At 66.8% G+C, this 16,467-nt stretch carries 12 protein-coding genes; 3 read left to right on the forward strand and 9 right to left on the reverse strand.

Going from position 1 to position 16,467, the window contains the following annotated elements:
- Nucleotides 1–36 precede the first annotated feature (36 nt).
- From AC731_RS00355 to AC731_RS00370, 4 genes are read right to left on the reverse strand one after another with little or no spacing between them, the layout of a single operon-like run.
- Entirely contained in the window at nt 37–2,253 is a 2,217-nt protein-coding gene (locus AC731_RS00355) for a chemotaxis protein CheA (protein WP_048708604.1), read from the reverse strand.
- Nucleotides 2,254–2,271: 18 nt separating this feature from the next.
- Nucleotides 2,272–2,589, reverse strand: coding sequence for an STAS domain-containing protein (locus AC731_RS00360; protein ID WP_004264702.1), 318 nt, complete (start codon nt 2,587–2,589; stop codon nt 2,272–2,274).
- A gap of 8 nt (nt 2,590–2,597) precedes the next feature.
- Nucleotides 2,598–3,866, reverse strand: a complete 1,269-nt coding sequence (locus AC731_RS20355) for a methyl-accepting chemotaxis protein (RefSeq protein WP_004264706.1) — start codon at nt 3,864–3,866, stop codon at nt 2,598–2,600.
- 2 nt (nt 3,867–3,868) lie between these two features.
- A complete protein-coding gene (locus AC731_RS00370; RefSeq protein ID WP_004264708.1) occupies nt 3,869–4,234 on the reverse strand; it encodes a response regulator in 366 nt (121 codons plus the stop codon).
- Between the two features lie 18 nt (nt 4,235–4,252).
- Here AC731_RS00370 and AC731_RS19730 point away from each other — a divergent pair, with 18 nt between their 5' ends.
- Nucleotides 4,253–4,393 (forward strand): hypothetical protein, encoded by a 141-nt coding sequence (locus tag AC731_RS19730; protein ID WP_156480626.1) that lies wholly within the window; start codon nt 4,253–4,255, stop codon nt 4,391–4,393.
- Between the two features lie 98 nt (nt 4,394–4,491).
- Here AC731_RS19730 and guaD read toward each other — a convergent pair whose 3' ends face one another.
- Nucleotides 4,492–5,841 carry a guanine deaminase gene (gene guaD / locus AC731_RS00375; protein ID WP_048708606.1) on the reverse strand — a complete coding sequence of 450 codons (1,350 nt, stop codon included), beginning with the start codon at nt 5,839–5,841 and terminating at the stop codon, nt 4,492–4,494.
- Nucleotides 5,838–6,962, reverse strand: coding sequence for a xanthine dehydrogenase accessory protein XdhC (gene xdhC / locus AC731_RS00380; protein ID WP_048710410.1), 1,125 nt, complete (start codon nt 6,960–6,962; stop codon nt 5,838–5,840). The genes guaD and xdhC overlap by 4 nt, the downstream gene beginning before the upstream one ends.
- A 164-nt stretch (nt 6,963–7,126) precedes the next feature.
- On the opposite strand from xdhC, the gene AC731_RS00385 reads away from it, so the two are divergent.
- Nucleotides 7,127–8,020 (forward strand): toll/interleukin-1 receptor domain-containing protein, encoded by an 894-nt coding sequence (locus AC731_RS00385; protein WP_048708608.1) that lies wholly within the window; start codon nt 7,127–7,129, stop codon nt 8,018–8,020.
- Between the two features lie 114 nt (nt 8,021–8,134).
- Complete coding sequence (gene leuE, locus AC731_RS00390) at nt 8,135–8,797, forward strand: leucine efflux protein LeuE (RefSeq protein ID WP_048708610.1); 663 nt, start codon at nt 8,135–8,137, stop codon at nt 8,795–8,797.
- Here the strand turns inward: leuE and AC731_RS00395 are convergent.
- The 3 genes from AC731_RS00395 to AC731_RS00405 all read right to left on the reverse strand — a co-directional run bounded on the left by AC731_RS00395 (nt 8,794) and on the right by AC731_RS00405 (nt 16,379).
- Nucleotides 8,794–11,688: a bifunctional diguanylate cyclase/phosphodiesterase gene (locus AC731_RS00395; RefSeq protein WP_053085855.1), complete on the reverse strand. Its 2,895-nt coding sequence runs from the start codon at nt 11,686–11,688 to the stop codon at nt 8,794–8,796. The genes leuE and AC731_RS00395 overlap by 4 nt on opposite strands.
- A gap of 268 nt (nt 11,689–11,956) precedes the next feature.
- Nucleotides 11,957–13,153, reverse strand: coding sequence for a response regulator (locus tag AC731_RS00400; RefSeq protein WP_048708611.1), 1,197 nt, complete (start codon nt 13,151–13,153; stop codon nt 11,957–11,959).
- A gap of 61 nt (nt 13,154–13,214) precedes the next feature.
- A complete protein-coding gene (locus AC731_RS00405) occupies nt 13,215–16,379 on the reverse strand; it encodes a PAS domain-containing hybrid sensor histidine kinase/response regulator (RefSeq protein ID WP_237266574.1) in 3,165 nt (1,054 codons plus the stop codon).
- Between the last annotated feature and the right edge of the window lie 88 nt (nt 16,380–16,467).

Raw genomic sequence — 16,467 nt, forward strand, 5'->3', positions numbered from 1 at the left:
GGAAGGCTGGGGAGAGCAACAGGGCGTTGGAATGCTTCAAGGCTGCGCGCCGGTCGGCAGTGCGCGCGGGCCTGAGGAAGTGGGGATGAGCTGGGCCTCGTTGTTGGCGCAGCGTTTCACGAGTGCCTGGACGTCGAGGATCAGGGCGACCTCGCCGCTGCCGAGGATGGTCGAGCCGCCGATGCCGCGAATGTTGCGGAAGATGCTGCCGAGCGGCTTGATGACGGTCTGGAATTCGCCCATCAGCTGGTCCACTACGATGCCCGACTTCACCCCGGCATACTGCACGACGACGACGTTCTGGCGCGCGGGCGCTTCGCCCGAGATGGCAAACAGCTGGCGTAGGCGCACCAGCGGCAGCACTTCGCCCCGCAGGTTGACGTAGTCGCGTCCGCTGCCGTCGACGGCAAGCTCGATGCACTCGACCACGCTGTCGAGCGGGATCACATAGGCGGCGTTGCCCACGCCGACCAGGAAGCCGTCGATGATCGCGAGCGTCAGCGGCAGGCGAATCGCGAAGCGCGAGCCCTTGCCCGGTTCGGAGCTGACGTCGACGCTGCCGCGAAGGCCCTGGATGTTGCGGCGCACGACGTCCATGCCGACGCCCCGCCCCGAGATGTTGGTCACCTTCTCCGCAGTGGAGAAGCCGGGCTCGAAGATCAGGTTGAAGACCTCGGTATCGGTCAGGGCCTGTCCGGGCTGGACGATACCGCGCTCGACGGCCTTGGCGAGGATGCGGTCGCGGTTGAGGCCTGCGCCGTCATCCGCCACTTCGATGACGATGCTGCCGGAGTCGTGGCAGGCCGTGAGTTCGAGGCGGCCGCGCGCGGCCTTGCCATTGGCCTCGCGCACCGACGGCAGCTCCAGCCCGTGATCCATCGCGTTGCGCACCAGGTGCATGAGCGGGTCGCCGATCTTCTCCACCATCGACTTGTCGAGCTCGGTCTCGCCGCCGCTGATGACCAGCTCCACCTCCTTGCCCATCTCGCGCGAGGTGTCGCGCACGACGCGGTGGAAGCGGTTGAAGGTCTCGCCGATCTGGACCATGCGCAGCTGCAGGGCGGCATCGCGAATGCTCTCGACCAGGCGGCCGGTCAGCGAGGTGGCTTCGATCAGTTCGCCGAGCCCGGTCTTGCCGGCCAGCAGGCTGACGCTGGCGCCGGCGATGACGAGTTCGCCGACGAGGTGGTCGATCAGGCAGTCGAGCTTGTCGGCCTGGATGCGGATCAGGCGCGCCTCGGCCGCCTTTTTCTCGGTGACCTGCTTCTGCTTGGCGACCGCCGCTTCGACGAGTTCGGGCTGCACCGCCTTGTGCTCGACGAGGATCTCACCGAGCGGTTGCGGCTCCGCGACCGTGGCCTCGTCGGGGGCGTCCTCGGCGGGCTGGGGGGCGCTCTGTTCGGCCAGGCCACTGTCCAGTTCGCCCTGCGTGAGCGCGCCGACCTTCACCAGGATTTCGCCCAGGCGCATCGTGTCCTCGGGCAGCGCGCTGATCAGCGCGATGTAATCGGTCAGACGGCTGTGCGGCGGCAGGATGTTGAGCGTGCATTCGTCGCGCACGAAGTCGAACACGCGTTCGATGGCCGCCTTGTCCGCCGTGGACGAGAAGCTGATCTCGAAGCCGAGATAGCAGCTCTCGGGGTCCATCTCGTCGGCATTCGGCATGGCGTCGGCCATGGTCTCGAGGCGCTCGATGCGGCCGATGGTGGACAGATAACGCAGGAAGCTGAGCGGGTCCATGCCGTTGCGCAGCACGTCGGGGCCGAAGCGCAGCGAGATGTGCCAGCAGTCGGTTTCCACAGCACTGCCGCCGCTCGACTCGATCGGCGGCGCGATGGCGGCGGGCGGTCCGGAGGGCGATTCGGCCGTGCCCGGGTCGCGCTGCAGGCGCTTGAGCAGGGCTTCGCCTTCTGCAGCGAGATCTTCGTCCGGGCCGTTTGCGCCGGAGACGAGAACGCCGAGCAGGTGGCCCATGTGGTCGCCGCAGGCGAGCAGCAGCGCGATGAGATCGCTGTCGAGCGTGATCTCACGATTGCGCAGCTTGTCGAGCACGTTCTCGACCACGTGCGTGAATGCCACGATGTAGTCGCATTCGATGACGCCCGCGCCGCCCTTGATGGTGTGGGCGCTGCGGAAGATCGCGTTCAGGGTGTCGCTATCGTCCGGGTTGTCTTCGAGCTGCAGCAGCGCCGATTCGAGCGCGGCGAGTTGTTCGCGACTTTCGGTGACGAAGACGGAGGTGATTTCGTCCATGGTTCGCTCGGTCTCCGCTCAAGCCTTGTGGGCCGGGATCAGCAGGGGATCGCCGAATTCCGCCGCCATGTTGTAGAAGTCGATCACTTCGCGCACGGCTTCGCTGTGGGCGACGATCTGTGCCTCCTTGCCCAGCCGGCGTGCTTCGCGCTTCACCAGCATCAGCAACTGGAAGCCGGCGGTATCGATCTCGCCCACGGCGGACAGGTCGATTTCCAGCCGCTGGCCTGCCGCGAGGGCGTCGATCAGGGCCTGCTTCTGTACCGCGGCGTTGTAGATGGTCATGTCTTCGCCGATGGCGATGCGCTTGGCGGCGTTCTTCTTGCGTGTGGCCATGATCCGCCTCAGAACAGTTCGATCTTGGAGTTGGCGCCCCGTGCCGACGAAGACCTGCCGATGGCTTCGTCATGGGTGTTGCGCTGCTGGTCCATCACGTAGTGCGAATAGATCTCGTCCAGGTGCTCGGCGAGGGGCGTGTAGGAAAAGCTGGGGTTGTCGCTTTGCTCCAGCCGTTCGGCAAGCGCGGCCAGATGCTGGTCGAGCTTGATGATCGCGTCCGATGTGTGCTCGATCTGCTGCCGCGTTACGTCCTGGAACTGCACACTGGCCAGGGCGTCCATGAACATCGATGCCAGCTCCTCGCTGCTCTGGCGTACCGTATCCATGGCCGAGGACTGGGTGCGCAGGATGTCCTCGTAGCTGCGGCCCAGCTCGGCGAGCTGGTCCGCGAACTGGTTCAGCGCCTTGCGCTCTTCACCCAGGTCGGATGAGTTGAGCTTCTCTTCGAGCTGGGTCTCGATCGTGTTGGCGACGCCCTGGATGCCCTGGTTGATCGAGAGCACGGCCTTCTCGGTTTCGCTCGAAAGCTTGCGGACCTCGTCGGCGACGACGGCGAAACCGCGTCCCGCCTCGCCTGCACGCGCAGCCTCTATTGCCGCGTTCAGGGCCAGCAGGTTGGTCTGGTCGGCAATGTCCTTGATCAGCCGGGTGAGGGATTCGAGCGAGCGGGCCTCCTTCACCACCTGTGCCACGCTGGCCTGGTCCTCACGCGCCTCGCGAATGCGGAATTCGATGTACTCCTGCATGCGGGCGATCAGTTTCTGATTGTTCTGGATACGGACTTCGGAGTCATGCACCAGCTCGGCGGACTCGTTGGAGCGATCGGCGACGAAGGTGTTGAGCCGCTCGACGACCGTGTCGATCGTCTGCAGGCGTGCGCCGATACTGTTGGCCGCTTCTTCAGTCTGTTCCACGACCGAGCCGAGCTGCTTGCGAAGCACCGCGCTGAATGCGGGCACGGAACGCAATTCCTTGGCGATCTCGCGAATGACCTGTTCATTCCGGTCGCGCAGGTGGGACAGATCCTCGAGCTTTTGCCCCTGCCCGAACGCCTGGTCGCGAAAGAAGGCGAGCGAGACCACACGCACGCCAAAGAAGGACGCCACCACGACCAGTATCGAGCCAAACGCGTTGCCCAGGGGCTGCGAGATGCCGATTGAGGGCAGGAAGGTGCCGTTGAACCAGGTGTTCAGGAGATACACGGTGAGGCCGGTTGCCACCGCGATGGCAATCATCATCAACACCGAGCGGCGCAGGAAGGTCGAGGAACTCATGGTCAGCGGATGACGAGCTTGATGGTATTGAGCAACTCGTCGGCCGAGGCGGGCTTGACGATCCAGCCGGAGGCGCCCGCCGCCTTGGCCTCGGCCTTCTTCGACTGCTGCGATTCGGTGGTGAGGAACAGGATCGGCATGAAGCGATAGTTCGGCAGCTTGCGCACCTCCTTGATGAACTCGATGCCGTTCATGCCGGGCATGTTCAAGTCGGTGATCAGCAGGTCGACCTTGACGCCGGCCTGGAACTTCTTGAGGGCGTCCAGTGCACTGGGTGCCTTCTCGACCGCGTAACCGGCCTTGCTCAGGATGCCGGAGATGGACAGGAGGATGGTGGCGGAGTCGTCAACCAGGAAAATCGTTTTCATTGCGCAGAGGGGCTGTCTATGAAAAAAGCATTTTTTGGCGAATTTTTTTGGTCAAGGGCGATGCATCTTGATGCTTCGCTGACCGACATCCAGTGGGGCGAACAGGGGCGGGAGCCATTCCGTTCAAGTGCTTCATCGGCGCCGATGCTGAGAACTTGAGGCTTGGCCCGACTTCAGTACACCACGGAATCGATGTTAAAGCGTTCCGGCACGGCGCCCCGTGAAGGAATTGTGTCGCCGCCGAATATTATTCATTTTTAGAGATTGACTGTTTTTGAGTTTTTTGACAGTGCGGGGTGCAGCCCGGCGGGCTCGCCCATCACATGCGTGGCCGCCACTGCACGATCGTCGCCCAGCATCATCAGGACGAACAGGCGTTCGTCCAGGCTCGCGCAGTTCGCCATCCTGCGCGCGAGCAGGGGCGTGGCCTGTGGGTCCAGCACGACGAAGTCCGCCTCGTGGCCGGAGAGGAAACTGCCGATCTGCGCGTCGAGATACAGGCTGCGTGCGCCGCCCAGCGTGGCGAGGTAGAAAGCGTCTGTCGCCGACAGTCGCTGGTTGTTCAGCTGCAGCACCTTGTAGGCCTCGTTCAGCGTCTGCAGCATGGAGAAGCTGGTGCCGGCGCCGACGTCGGTGCCGATGCCGACGCGAATGCCCTGCGCCCGTGCGCTTGCCAGGTCGAACAGGCCCGAGCCGAGGAAGAGGTTGGAGGTCGGGCAGAAGCTCATCGCTGCACCGGTCGCGGCCATGCGCGCGCGGTCGGCGTCGTCGAGCCAGATGCAGTGCGCGTAGACGCTGCGCGGGCCGAGCTGGCCGAATCCGTCATAGACGTTGAGGTAGCTGCGCGCGTCGGGGTAGAGGCGGGCGATCCATTCGATCTCGCAGCGGTTCTCGGCGACGTGCGACTGCAGGTAGAGCCCGGGATGCTCGGCAAACAGCCGACCGGCACGCGTCATCTGCTCGGGGGAGGAGGTGGCGGCGAAGCGCGGTGTCACCGCGTACAGCAGGCGGTCGCGGCCATGCCAGCGTTCGACGAGGGCGCGCGATTCGGCATCGCCCGATTCGGCCGTATCGCGCAGGAAGTCCGGACAGTTGCGGTCCATCAGCACCTTGCCGGTGATCAGTCGCATGCGCCGTTGCCGAGCGGCCTCGAACAGCGCATCGACCGAGGTGCCATGCACGGTGGCGAAGGCCATTGCCGTGGTCGTGCCATTGCGCAGCAGTTCGTCGCAGAAGAAGCTGGCCACGGCCGCGGCGTGGTCCGGGTCGGCGAAGCGGGCTTCGGCAGGGAAGGTGTAGCGCTCGAGCCAGGCCAGCAGCTGCTCGCCATAGCTGGCGATGATGTCGGTCTGCGCGTAGTGGATATGGGTGTCGACGAAGCCGGGCAGGATCAGCTTGCCGCGGTAGTCGTCGAGCACGATGTCGGACGGCAGCTTGGCCAGCATGTCCTCCGCCGGCCCGAGTTCGGCGACATGGCCGTCGCGGATCGCGAGGATACCGTCGGCGAAGTGCTCGGACGCCGCCGCGCCGTACGCTGCGGGGTCGGACAGGAAGTGCAGGATCTCGCCGCGCACGGCGCGCAGGGTTTGGGGGGCGGGCAGGGTCATGGGCGCGGGCCCTCGAGGGTCTGGGGGGCGTGTGTGCCGTCCGTCCGGCGCTGTGCGGGGCGGGCGTCGAAGCGGGTGCCCCGCAGCTGCAGCAGTTCGGCCGCGACCGCGATCGCGACCACTTCGGGTTCCTTGCCATTGATGCCGGGCGCACCGATCGGACAGTGCAGCCGGGCGATGGCCGCTTCGCTGCAGCCGCGTGCCCGCAGCCGCCGCGCGAAGTTCTCGTGCTTGGCGTTCGAGCCGATCATGCCGCAGAGGCGGGCGTCGCCGCGGTCGAGAATGGCGCGCACCAGATCGAAGTCGAGCGCATGGCTGTGCGTCATCACCAGGAAGACGGCGTCCGACGGCGCGTCGCTGACTTCCGCCAGTGGCGTATCGGTGCTGCGGCAGTCGATACGGGACATGAACCCGGCTGCAGGGTCGGCCGGGAAGGCGTCGTCGCGGCTGTCGACCCAGGTCAGGCGCAGCGGGAGGCGCGCCAGTACCCTAGCCACGGCGCAGCCCACGTGGCCGGCACCGAACAGCACGACCTGCAACTCGGGGGGCACGCTGGCGTCGAGCAGCCAGTCGGCGTCGCCGCCGGGGCGGGTGTTGGCCAGCAGCGCGCCATCGGCGTGGCCAGCCAGCAGCGTGGCGGCGCGTTCGGCAAGCACCCGCACGCTGTCCGCGTCATAGCCTGCATCCGCATGCAGGGCGTGCAGGTGCGCATCGAACACGCGGGTCGGGGCGGGTGTCGCGCCGATGGCGACGACACGACCCCAGGGGCGGTGTGCCCCGGCGTGCGTCAGCGCCACACGCACCCATTCGCCCGTGTCCGCGCCGATGGGCTCGAACGCCAGTTCCATCACGCCGCCACAGCACTGGCCCACGCTGGCGCCGAGCGGGAAGCGCTGCACGCAGGGCCGGGTCGCGCCGTCGGCGATCATCGTGCGTGCCAGTTCGATCGCACGCAGCTCGAGCTGCCCGCCACCGATGCTGCCTGCGCTGTCCCGTGGCCCGACCACCATGTGGGCGCCCGGGGCACGCGGGGTCGAGCCGCGGGCGGCGGCCACCGTCACCAGAACGGCCGGCTGGCCGCTGTCGAGGCGGGTTGCGAGATCTTCGATCCACGACTTCATGTGCTTGCGTTCTCGCGGGCGGTTGGGAGTGAAGGCCGTGCAGGCCGGCGACAACATGGTACTGGATTGCACGGCGTGGACTGCGCGCCCGTCGCCGAATCGACGTGGCAGGTGGGGGGCGCGCGTGCTTGAATGGAAGCGGTGATTGTCTCCGCGCCGTGCCGATGCCCAGCCTGTTCATTTCATACCGCCGTGACGACAGCGCCGGATTCGCCGGCCGGCTGACGGATGCGCTCGAGCACCGCTTCGGCGCGGGCAGCGTGTTCCGTGACGTCGACGACATCCCGCCGGGCGCCGATTTCGAGGCGGTGATCGAGCGCGGCTTGCAGCAGGTGCAGGCCGTGCTGGTGATCATCGGCCCGCACTGGCTCACGGCTTCTGCCGCAGGGCAGCGTCGCCTCGATCTTGCTGACGACTACGTGCGGCGCGAGGTCGAGCGGGCGCTCGCGTCGGGCAAGCCGGTGGTGCCGGTGCTGGTCGGCGGGGCGGCGATGCCGTCCGCCGAGGCCTTGCCCATCTCGATCCGGGGCCTGGCCAACCGCCACGCCCTGTCGCTTAACGACGCCTCATGGACGACCGACCTGCAGCGGCTGCAGGACGTGCTGACGCAGTGGCTCGCCGCCCCGCCGGCGCCGCGCCGACGATGGCGGGGGGCGGCGCTGGGCGCAGGGTTGGCCGGCATCGCCCTGGCTGCGTGGCTGGCGTGGTACGACACCGCGCCCGGGGCGGAGGTCTTGCAGGGCGAGTGGCTGGCGGACGTGGTCTATCCGTGGAACCTGAGCGTGCAGGAGCGTTTCGAGTTCAAGGTGCGCGACGGCACGGTCGAGGGCACGGCGAGTTTCCTCGGTGTGCCACGCGAAATCGAGGCGCTCGAATGGCGGGATGACAGACTGCGCTTCGCCACGCGCGCCGAATCCGTCTCGGGCGACGATCCCCCGCGCGAACTGGTGCAGCGCTACGAACTGTGGCCCGAGGATGAGGCGCTGCGCGTGCGCCTGACGATCCATCGCAGCCACAGCGTGGATGCGCCGCTGGAGTTCGTGGCGCGCCGACCCTGAAACGGGGCGGGCCGCCCTGATTGCGCCACCGGTGGCCAGGCGCCCGCGCCGCGCTGGAATGCCGGCGGCCTGCATGGCAAAGTAGCGCCTCGATTCGTTCGAACGGAAATCCCCATGTTCTACGGCGTCACCGACCTCGCGACCTTCATCCTCGGCACGGTCTTCATCGTGCTGCTGCCTGGCCCCAATTCGCTGTACGTGATGGCGACGGCGTCACGCTGGGGCGTGGCGGCTGGCTACCGTGGCGCGGCGGGCATCTTCGTCGGCGACACCATCCTGATGCTGCTGGCGGTCACCGGCATGGCCTCGCTGTTGCGTGCGACGCCCGAACTGTTCATGGCGATCAAGTATGCGGGCGCGGCCTATCTGGCCTGGGTGGGCTTCAGCCTGCTGCGCGCCGGGCTTGCGGGATGGCGCAAGCGGGGCGATGAGGCGACGGGTGCGGCACCCGACTATCCGGCGGTGCGCGGAACGCCGCACCCCTTCCGCACGGCCTTGATCATCAGCCTGATGAACCCGAAGGCGATCCTGTTCTTCGTGTCCTTCTTCATCCAGTTCGTCGATCCGGCCTACGCGCACCCAGGCCTGTCCTTCCTGATCCTCGGCGTCATCGTGCAGGTCTGCAGCCTGCTCTACCTGTCGGTGCTGATCTTCGCCGGCGCCCGGCTTGCTGCCCAGTTCCGCCGCCACCGTCGCGCCGCGGCGGGCGCCACGGCCGGCGTGGGCGGGGTGTTCATCGGCTTCGGCGCCAAGCTGGCGACGGCGACACTGGGCTAGCGGTCCTCGGGCAACGCGACTACGTTGCGCAGCCAGCCTTCGAAGTCGCCCGCGGGCATCGGCCGCGCGAAGTGGTAGCCCTGGGCCTCGTCGCAATTCAGGCTGCGCAGCGCGGCGGCAAGGTGTTCGTGTTCGACGCCTTCGGCGATGGTCTTGAGCCCGAGGCTATGGGCCATCTGCACGATGGCGAGGACGAGGGCGGCGCTGTCGGCGTCGCGATCCATGTCGCGCACGAAGGATTGGTCGATCTTGAGCTTGTCGACGTCGAAGCGCTTCAGGTAGGCGAGGCTGGAGTAGCCGGTGCCGAAGTCGTCGATGGACAGTTGCAGGCCGAGCGCCTTGAGCTCGCGGACGGTCTCGAGCACGCCGTCGGCGTCATTGATCAGCAGCGACTCGGTCAGTTCCAGTTCCAGGCAGTCGGGTGACAGGCCCGAATCGGTCAGCGCGTCGGCGACGGTCTGGCAGAAGTCGGGCAGGCGGAACTGCACGGCCGACAGGTTGACCGCGACCACGAAGCGCGGCAGCCCCGCATCCTGCCAGGCCTTGGCCTGCCTGCAGGCTTCGCGCATGACCCAGTTGCCGATCGGGACGATCAGGCCGCTTTCCTCGGCGATCGGGATGAAGCGCGCGGGCGACACGACGCCCAGTTCGGGGTGCTGCCAGCGGATCAGCGCCTCGGCGCCGATCACCTCGCCGGTATGGAGGTCGATCTGGGGTTGGTAGTGCAGCCGCAGTTCGTGACGTTCGAGCGCACCGCGCAGCAGGCTCAGCAGGTGGCGACGCTCGACGAGCTGGGCGTGCATCGCTTCGTCGAAGAAACGGAAGGTGTTGCGACCCGCGGTCTTGGCCTGCGACATCGCCATGTCGGCCTTGCGGTACAGGGTGTCGAAGTCGGTGCCATCGTTCGGGAAGCGGGCGATGCCGAGGGAGACGGTGCAGGTCTGGAAGGTGCCGTCGAGCTGCACGGGCTCGGCAAGCAAGGCAAGGGTGCGCTCGGCGAAGGCAGCGAGCCGCTGCTGGTCGCCGGCATCGCCGACAAGCACCAGGAACTCGTCGCCGCCGACGCGACAGGCGAGGCCATGCTCATCGATCAGGGTTCGTACGCGCGCCGCGAGCTCGCACAGCAGCGCATCGCCGACCGCATGGCCGAGGGTGTCGTTGACGGCCTTGAAGTCGTCGAGATCCAGATACACCAGTGCGCAGTTGCGGCCCTCGCGTTCGGCGTTCAGCAAGGCTTCGTGGCATTGCTGCTGAAACAGCAGCTTGTTCGGCAGGGCGGTCAGCAGGTCGTGGTGGGCGAGGTATTCGATGCGCGCCGCGGCAGCCTTGCGACCGCTGATGTCGCGCACGAAGCAGTAGTAGCGTGGCACACCGCCGTACACCAGGCACTGCACGCTGAGCTCGACGTCGCGCAGTTCGCCGTCCTTGCGCCGCCAGCGGCTGTCGATGCGGGACGAGCCGTCACGTGCGATGTTGCGCATCGCCGCCTGCAGCTTGGGTTCGTCCACCGCAGTGTCAAGGTCGGAAACGCGCAGCCGCAGCAGCTCCTCGCGTGTGTAGCCGCTGAGTTCGCAGGCGGCGTCGTTCACTTCGAGCAGGCGGGCCTCCTCGTCGACCATCATGAAGGCGTCCATCGAGCTGCGGATGATGGCGCCGTAGCGTTCCTCGGCGATCAGGCTGTCGGTGACGTCCGTCGCGATGCCGCCCATGCCTACGACCGCACCGTGCTCGTCCTGCAGCGGGAAATGGACCGACTTGAAGTGGCGCGTCTCGCCCTGCTGGCTGGTGCCGACGTCCTCTGTCTCGAGCAGCGCCTGGTTGGTGGCGATCACGTTGTGATTGCGGCGATCGAGGCGAAAGGCGACGTCCTGCGGGAAAAGCTCGAAGGCCGTCTTCCCCAGGATCTCGCGCCGCGGCCGGCCGACCAGGCGCTCGAACGCGGCGTTCGCGAGGGTGTAGCGACAGTCGAGATCGGTGAGGTAGATCACGGCGGGCGAATTCTCGACCACGGCACGGTTCAGGGCCTGGCTCTTGCGCAGCGCCGAGGTGCGTTCGACGACCTTGCTTTCGAGCTCGGCCTCCTTCTGCTTGAGACTGCGGAACAGCAGGTCGAAGGGGGTGGCAAGGCCGGCGACCAGCACCGCACGGTAGAGCAGGAAGCTCGAGATGAAGAGCAGGTAGTGACCGACTTCGTTGGCGGAGTCGAATACGCCGGCATAGCTGGTGAAGGCGAAATCGGCCAGCGCGGAGATGAGCATCGAGGCGATCAGCAGCCGTGCGACGCTGGGGGCGAAATGCTGGCGCTGCAGGTAGATCGCGCCGGCGCACATCGAGAAGATCCCGATCAGGATGAACTCGCTGACGATCTTGAACGGCGTGAGGCCGCTGCCTTCGATGTAGCAGTCGGGGAAGTTGCCGCTGAAGATCAGGGTGGCGAGCAGCACCGTGACGATGCCCGTGGTGGTCAGCAGGAGGTGGGCCTGTACCGGCCGTCGGAGCCGGTGCACGGCGAACAGGAAGGCAATCCCTTCCATGTAGCGGAAGGCGATCCAGAGCTGGGTCGGCAGGTTGGCGTCATAGCCGGGAAACAGGTTGAGACCCTTGAACGCGAGGGTATGCAAGATTTCCAGCGCCGCAACCCCGAGCGAGGCGATGCCGACGATCACCAGGAAGCCGTCGCTCACCCAGCGCCGTGCGTTCCAGGCCAGTACGAAGATGCTGCCGAGCACGACGATGCGGATGGTCTCGACCAGCGTATGGAACAGCAGGTAGTTGTAGCGGGCGCTCAGGTGGAGCAAGGCACAGAACACGACCAGGCCGCCGACATGGCCAAGGCCCAACAGCGGCGTGGCCTTTCCCGGGGCAGCGTGGTCTAGGTTGAGTGCGATCATGAGCGGTTGCCCATTCTGGGGCGTTGTTTCGGTTTTCCGCAGTCTATCGACATATGCCGCAGGCAGCCAGTGCGGCAGGTCACGAGCGGACGCGGTAAGCGCCTATAGCGTGGAAAATGTCACACGAATCCTGCTGCGGATCGGAGGCACGCCTGCGGATCAGGCCTCGCCTCCATGGCATGAGCCGGTATCCCGATGCAGCTGCCGCAGCCCGGTTCGCTTTCCCCTCCCGCCCGCCTCAGCGCCCGTCGTGCGCCAGTTCGCAGCGTCAGCGCGCGATGTGCCGTGCGAGCTTGCCGAACAGCGCCTCGCGGTCGAAGGGCTTGACGAGGAAATCGATCGCTCCCGCCTTCAGGCTGGCCTCCAGCACCTGACGTTCGCTGTGACCGGTGATCATCACGATCGGGATGTCCGCCAGGCGCGGGCTGGTCTTCATGCGTCGGGTGATCTCGACGCCGTTGAAGTCGGGCAGCGCGACATCCATCAGCACGACGTCGGGATGCTGGCGACCGAGGACGGCAAGCGCCTCCGCGCCGGTGTGCGCGAACACGGTGCGGTACTTCTCGCTGCCCAGCATGCGTTCGAGCAGCTTGCACTGGAACGTGTCATCGTCGACCACAAGGACCAGCGGCATCGTGGTGTCGTTGAGCGCGCCGAGCTGACGAGCCGCGTCCAGCTGCGGCTTCACCGCCTGCTTGATGCCGCCGATCCACTCGGTGAGTGGTGTGATCCTGCGTTCCGCCTCATCGACCCTCAGCTTGACGGTATCGCGGATCTGCTTTGCTGCGGCCTGGAACAGGCGTGTCCGGTCGACTGCGCCTTCGGGCACGCCTTCGGTGTCGAAATCGAAGGTAAGTGGCGCCTCGGACGCCTCGGGGGCTGCAGCGTTTCCTGCAGCGATCCCCGGATCTAGCAACGGCGTCTGGCCGACATCGTGGATGGCCTGCCGCAGTGCCTCGCTGCGCTGCCGGCCGGTCTCGATGCTCTTGTCCAGCACCGCCTCGAGCGCACTGACCGAGCGCGCATGAGCGGCGACGGCGCGAACCGGCGTGCTGTGGCGCTGCGCCTCTAGCGAGCGTGCCGCGAGGATGATCGACATCGCCAGGCGGGGGGTGTCGTACACCAACGGCCAGTACATCACGTAGTCGTCGAAGTATTCCTTGCAGCACAGTTCGAAGGCGCGGTGAACGGTCTCCTTGCTGCAGAGCACGATGCTGCGGTGCGGCAGGGTATGCACCACCGTGCTGTGGCGATAAAGGCCCAGCGCGTAGCGCTCGGCCCGCTCCAGGCTATTGAAGGCCAGCACCACGACGTCGGGCTCGAAGCGCTCGAAGTCGGCGACAAAGCTGGCCTCATTGGTCGACAGCATTACTTGCTCGAACTGGTCTTCGAGCAGCTTACCGATCTGGGTCGCATCGGCCAGCACATCGGTGACGACGAGCACCTTCGTCTTCTCGGCTTTCATCGGGAGGCCTCCCACGTCGCCAGCGGTGAAGTGAAGCAGGGGGTAAGGGCGTATAGGGACGTCATGGGCATCCGCGGCGCGCCTCGATGGCAGACGATACCGCATCCACTGCGGCACGGAAGCCTTGCATCAGTTGCCCTGCATCCGCGGCGCGGCCGGCATGTCCCGCCGCTTCGAGGGCGGCGCACAGCTCACCGAGCTGCAGCGCACCGACGGAACGCGAGGCAGACTTCAGGCGGTGGGCGACCTCGCCCAGGCGCTGCCAGTCGTTCGCGGCGAGGGCGGCCCGCATCTGCCGCGCCGAGTCGAGCAGCGAGACGCGGTACTCGACGAGGAGCGCCTCGATCATGGCCTCGTCGTTACCGATCAGGTTCGCCAGCACACGCGGGTCGAGCAGGGCGAGGGCCGCTCCGGTCTTCGGGGCGGCCGGTGAGGGCGCAGGGTCGGCGATCCGGTCCGGAGCGCTCGGCAGTGACGCCGCCGGTGTCGAGCCGGAGGGTGCCCAGCGTTGCAGCGCGCGGCGCAGCGTCTCGAACTGGACGGGCTTGGCGATGAAGTCGTCCATGCCGGCGTCGAGGCAGTGTCTGTCCTCGCCACGCATCGCGTTTGCGGTGACGGCGATAATCGGCAGGCGCTTGCCGGTGCCGGACTCTTCGCGGCGAATATGGGCGGTCAGCTCGTAGCCGTCCATCTCGGGCATGTGCAGGTCGGTCAGCAGCAGTGCGTAGTCGCCCGTGCGCCAGCGTTCGAGCGCCTCGCGCCCGTTCTCCGCCATGTCGCACTGCAGGCCCAGCAGCGTGAGCTGGTGCTCGATCACGCGGCGGTTGATCGGATTGTCCTCGGCGAGCAGGATGCGGCCGAGCGCGATGTCGCCTGTCACCTGTCCCTCCCGGCCGCGGTCCGTTGCCGTCAGGGACGGCATGGCGGCCGCAGCGGGACTGACCGTGGCCAGCGGCAGCGTGACGACGAAGCGCGAGCCGCGCCCGGGAATGCTCCTGAGGTCGATGCGTCCCTTCAGCAGCTGGACCAGCCGTGCGGAGATCGTCAGCCCCAGGCCGGAGCCGCCGAAGCGACGGGTGGTGGAAGACTCCGCCTGCGAAAAGGGCTGGAAGATCTTCTCGAACACCTCGGGGGCGATGCCGATGCCGTTGTCGGTGACCATGAAGCGGATCAGGCCGGCGTCGGACACCTCGACCCGCAGTTCGACGCGGCCCGGGCGGTCGCGCCCTGCGGAGAACTTGATCGCGTTGCCGATCAGGTTCGTCAGTACCTGCCGGAGCCGCAGCTCGTCGGTGAGCATGAGCTCCGGGACGGTGTCGCCGATGTGCGTGCGCAGCTGCACGGCCGTCTTGCGGGCGTGGACGGCGAGGCTGTGTTCGATGTTCGCCATCAGCCCGCGAATGGAGACCGGCGCGATCTCGAGCTGCAGCTGCCCGGATTCGATCCGGGAGAAGTCCAGGATGTCGTCGATCAGGCGCAGCAGGGTCGCCGCCGATTCGTCCATGATGGCCACCAGTTCCGCCTGGTCGGCGGACAGCCCCTGGTGTGCGAGCACATCGAGGATCCCGATCACGCCATTCATCGGCGTGCGGATCTCGTGGCTCATCGTCGCGAGGAATTCGTCCTTGGCGCGGCTGGCGACCTTGGCCGCTTCGAGCGCCTGCTGCAGTTCGGCGGTGCGGCTCTCCACCAGGCTTTCAAGCTGCTCGCGGTGGCGCAGCAGCTCTTCTTCCATCCGGCGCTTTTCGGTGATGTCCTCCTTGACGGCGACGTAGTGCGTGGTGCGCCCGCCGTCGTCATCGTGGATCGGCGTGATCGTCACCCGCTCTAGCAGGATGCGGCCGTCGCGGTGCCGGTTGTGCAGTTCGCCGCGCCAGGTTTCGCCGCAGGTCAGCGTCGCCCACATGTCGCGGAAGGTCTCGCGTGGTGTCAGGCCCGATTGCAGGATGCGCGGGTTCTTGCCCAGCACCTCCTCCAGTGTGTAGCCGGTCTTCTCGACGAAGGACTGATTGACGTACTCGATCTCGCCGTTGGTGTTGGTGATGACGAGGCTCTCCGGGCTTTCCTCCACCGCGCGCGAGAGTTTGCGCAGCTTTTCTTCCGCGGCCTTGCGGGCGCTGATGTCGAGCGTGAACACGAAGCGGGCGACCGTCTCGCCACTGTCGTCCTGCAGTGCGGTGATGCCGATCAGCAGCGGAATCCGGCTGCCATCCTTGCGGAAGTGCACCGACTCGAAGCTGACGTTGCCGACCCGGTCGGCTTCGGCTAGCCGTGCCGGCAGCAGCGCACGCTCCTCGGGCGTGTACATCGCCATCACCCGCGTGCCGCGCAGCTCGTCGGGGGTGTAGCCGTGCTGCCGCGCGTACGCGTCGTTGACGTCGATGAAGGTATTCCCATCGACCTCGTGCATCGCGATGCCCAGGTGCGACAGGCGGAAGAAGCGTTCCCAGCGGCGCATCACCGTCTCGGCGCGCTTGCGCTCGGTGACGTCGTGCACGATCGAGAACAGCAGGGCGCGGCCTTCATCCTCGGTGGGGCCGCTGTAGACCTCGACATCGCGGATCGAGCCGTCCGCCCGCCGGTGGCGGAATTCGAAATGGTGGCGGCGCGTCGTTCGCGCGGCCTCGAGCTCCGCCTGCAGTTCGTGGTCGGACAGCGTATTGATCTGGCCGATGCGCATGCCGAGCAGCGTGGCCCGCGGCCAGCCGTAGAAGCGCTCCGCAGCCGGGTTCGCGTCGACGATTCGGCCCGTCTGCGGGTCGAGGATCAGCATGACTGCGTGGCCGTTGGCGAAGATGCCCTGGTAGCGCCCGCTACTGTTCGTGCTGGCGTGTTCGGCGTGGTGCTGGCGCGTCAGCTCGTTGATGTAGGACAGGATCGACACCGCGCGACCGGCCGAGTCGCGCCGGATGACGTTGCGCCACTCGGTGTGCGCGAGCGTGCCGTTGCGCGCGTAGTTGCGGACCCGTGCCTGATTGCGTTCGACCGTGCCCGCGAGCAGTTCGCCGACGGCCGCCTGGGCGACAAGGAGATCGTCGGCATGGAAGAAGGCCCATTCGTCCGGCCGGCGCCCGCGGACCTCGTCCTCGCGCCAGCCGAACAGCGATTCCGCGCCCTGCGACCAGCGCCGGACGCGCAGGTCGCGATCCCATTCGATGATGGCGAATGGCGCGCTGCGGATGAAGAAGTCGAGTTCCGTGCCGTCGTTGGGCGGCATCGCCTCCATGGCGGTAACCCTTTCGAAAGTGCGGCCGGGCGTCCGCACGCGAAGGCAGGAGCAGACCATGCCCCCGTCCTTGTGGGCTACAGATTAA

The organism is Thauera humireducens (genome assembly GCF_001051995.2).
GTDB classification, from domain to species: domain Bacteria; phylum Pseudomonadota; class Gammaproteobacteria; order Burkholderiales; family Rhodocyclaceae; genus Thauera; species Thauera humireducens.

Excerpts from the sequence above, each read along its gene's own strand:
- AC731_RS00355 (WP_048708604.1), bottom strand. The coding sequence starts at position 2,253 with ATGGACGAAATCACCTCCGTCTTCGTCACCGAAAGTCGCGAACAACTC.
- AC731_RS00360 (WP_004264702.1), bottom strand. The coding sequence starts at position 2,589 with ATGGCCACACGCAAGAAGAACGCCGCCAAGCGCATCGCCATCGGCGAA.
- AC731_RS20355 (WP_004264706.1), bottom strand. The coding sequence starts at position 3,866 with ATGAGTTCCTCGACCTTCCTGCGCCGCTCGGTGTTGATGATGATTGCC.
- AC731_RS00370 (WP_004264708.1), bottom strand. The coding sequence starts at position 4,234 with ATGAAAACGATTTTCCTGGTTGACGACTCCGCCACCATCCTCCTGTCC.
- AC731_RS19730 (WP_156480626.1), top strand. The coding sequence starts at position 4,253 with ATGAAAAAAGCATTTTTTGGCGAATTTTTTTGGTCAAGGGCGATGCAT.
- guaD (WP_048708606.1), bottom strand. The coding sequence starts at position 5,841 with ATGACCCTGCCCGCCCCCCAAACCCTGCGCGCCGTGCGCGGCGAGATC.
- xdhC (WP_048710410.1), bottom strand. The coding sequence starts at position 6,962 with ATGAAGTCGTGGATCGAAGATCTCGCAACCCGCCTCGACAGCGGCCAG.
- AC731_RS00385 (WP_048708608.1), top strand. The coding sequence starts at position 7,127 with ATGCCCAGCCTGTTCATTTCATACCGCCGTGACGACAGCGCCGGATTC.
- leuE (WP_048708610.1), top strand. The coding sequence starts at position 8,135 with ATGTTCTACGGCGTCACCGACCTCGCGACCTTCATCCTCGGCACGGTC.
- AC731_RS00395 (WP_053085855.1), bottom strand. The coding sequence starts at position 11,688 with ATGATCGCACTCAACCTAGACCACGCTGCCCCGGGAAAGGCCACGCCG.
- AC731_RS00400 (WP_048708611.1), bottom strand. The coding sequence starts at position 13,153 with ATGAAAGCCGAGAAGACGAAGGTGCTCGTCGTCACCGATGTGCTGGCC.
- AC731_RS00405 (WP_237266574.1), bottom strand. The coding sequence starts at position 16,379 with ATGGAGGCGATGCCGCCCAACGACGGCACGGAACTCGACTTCTTCATC.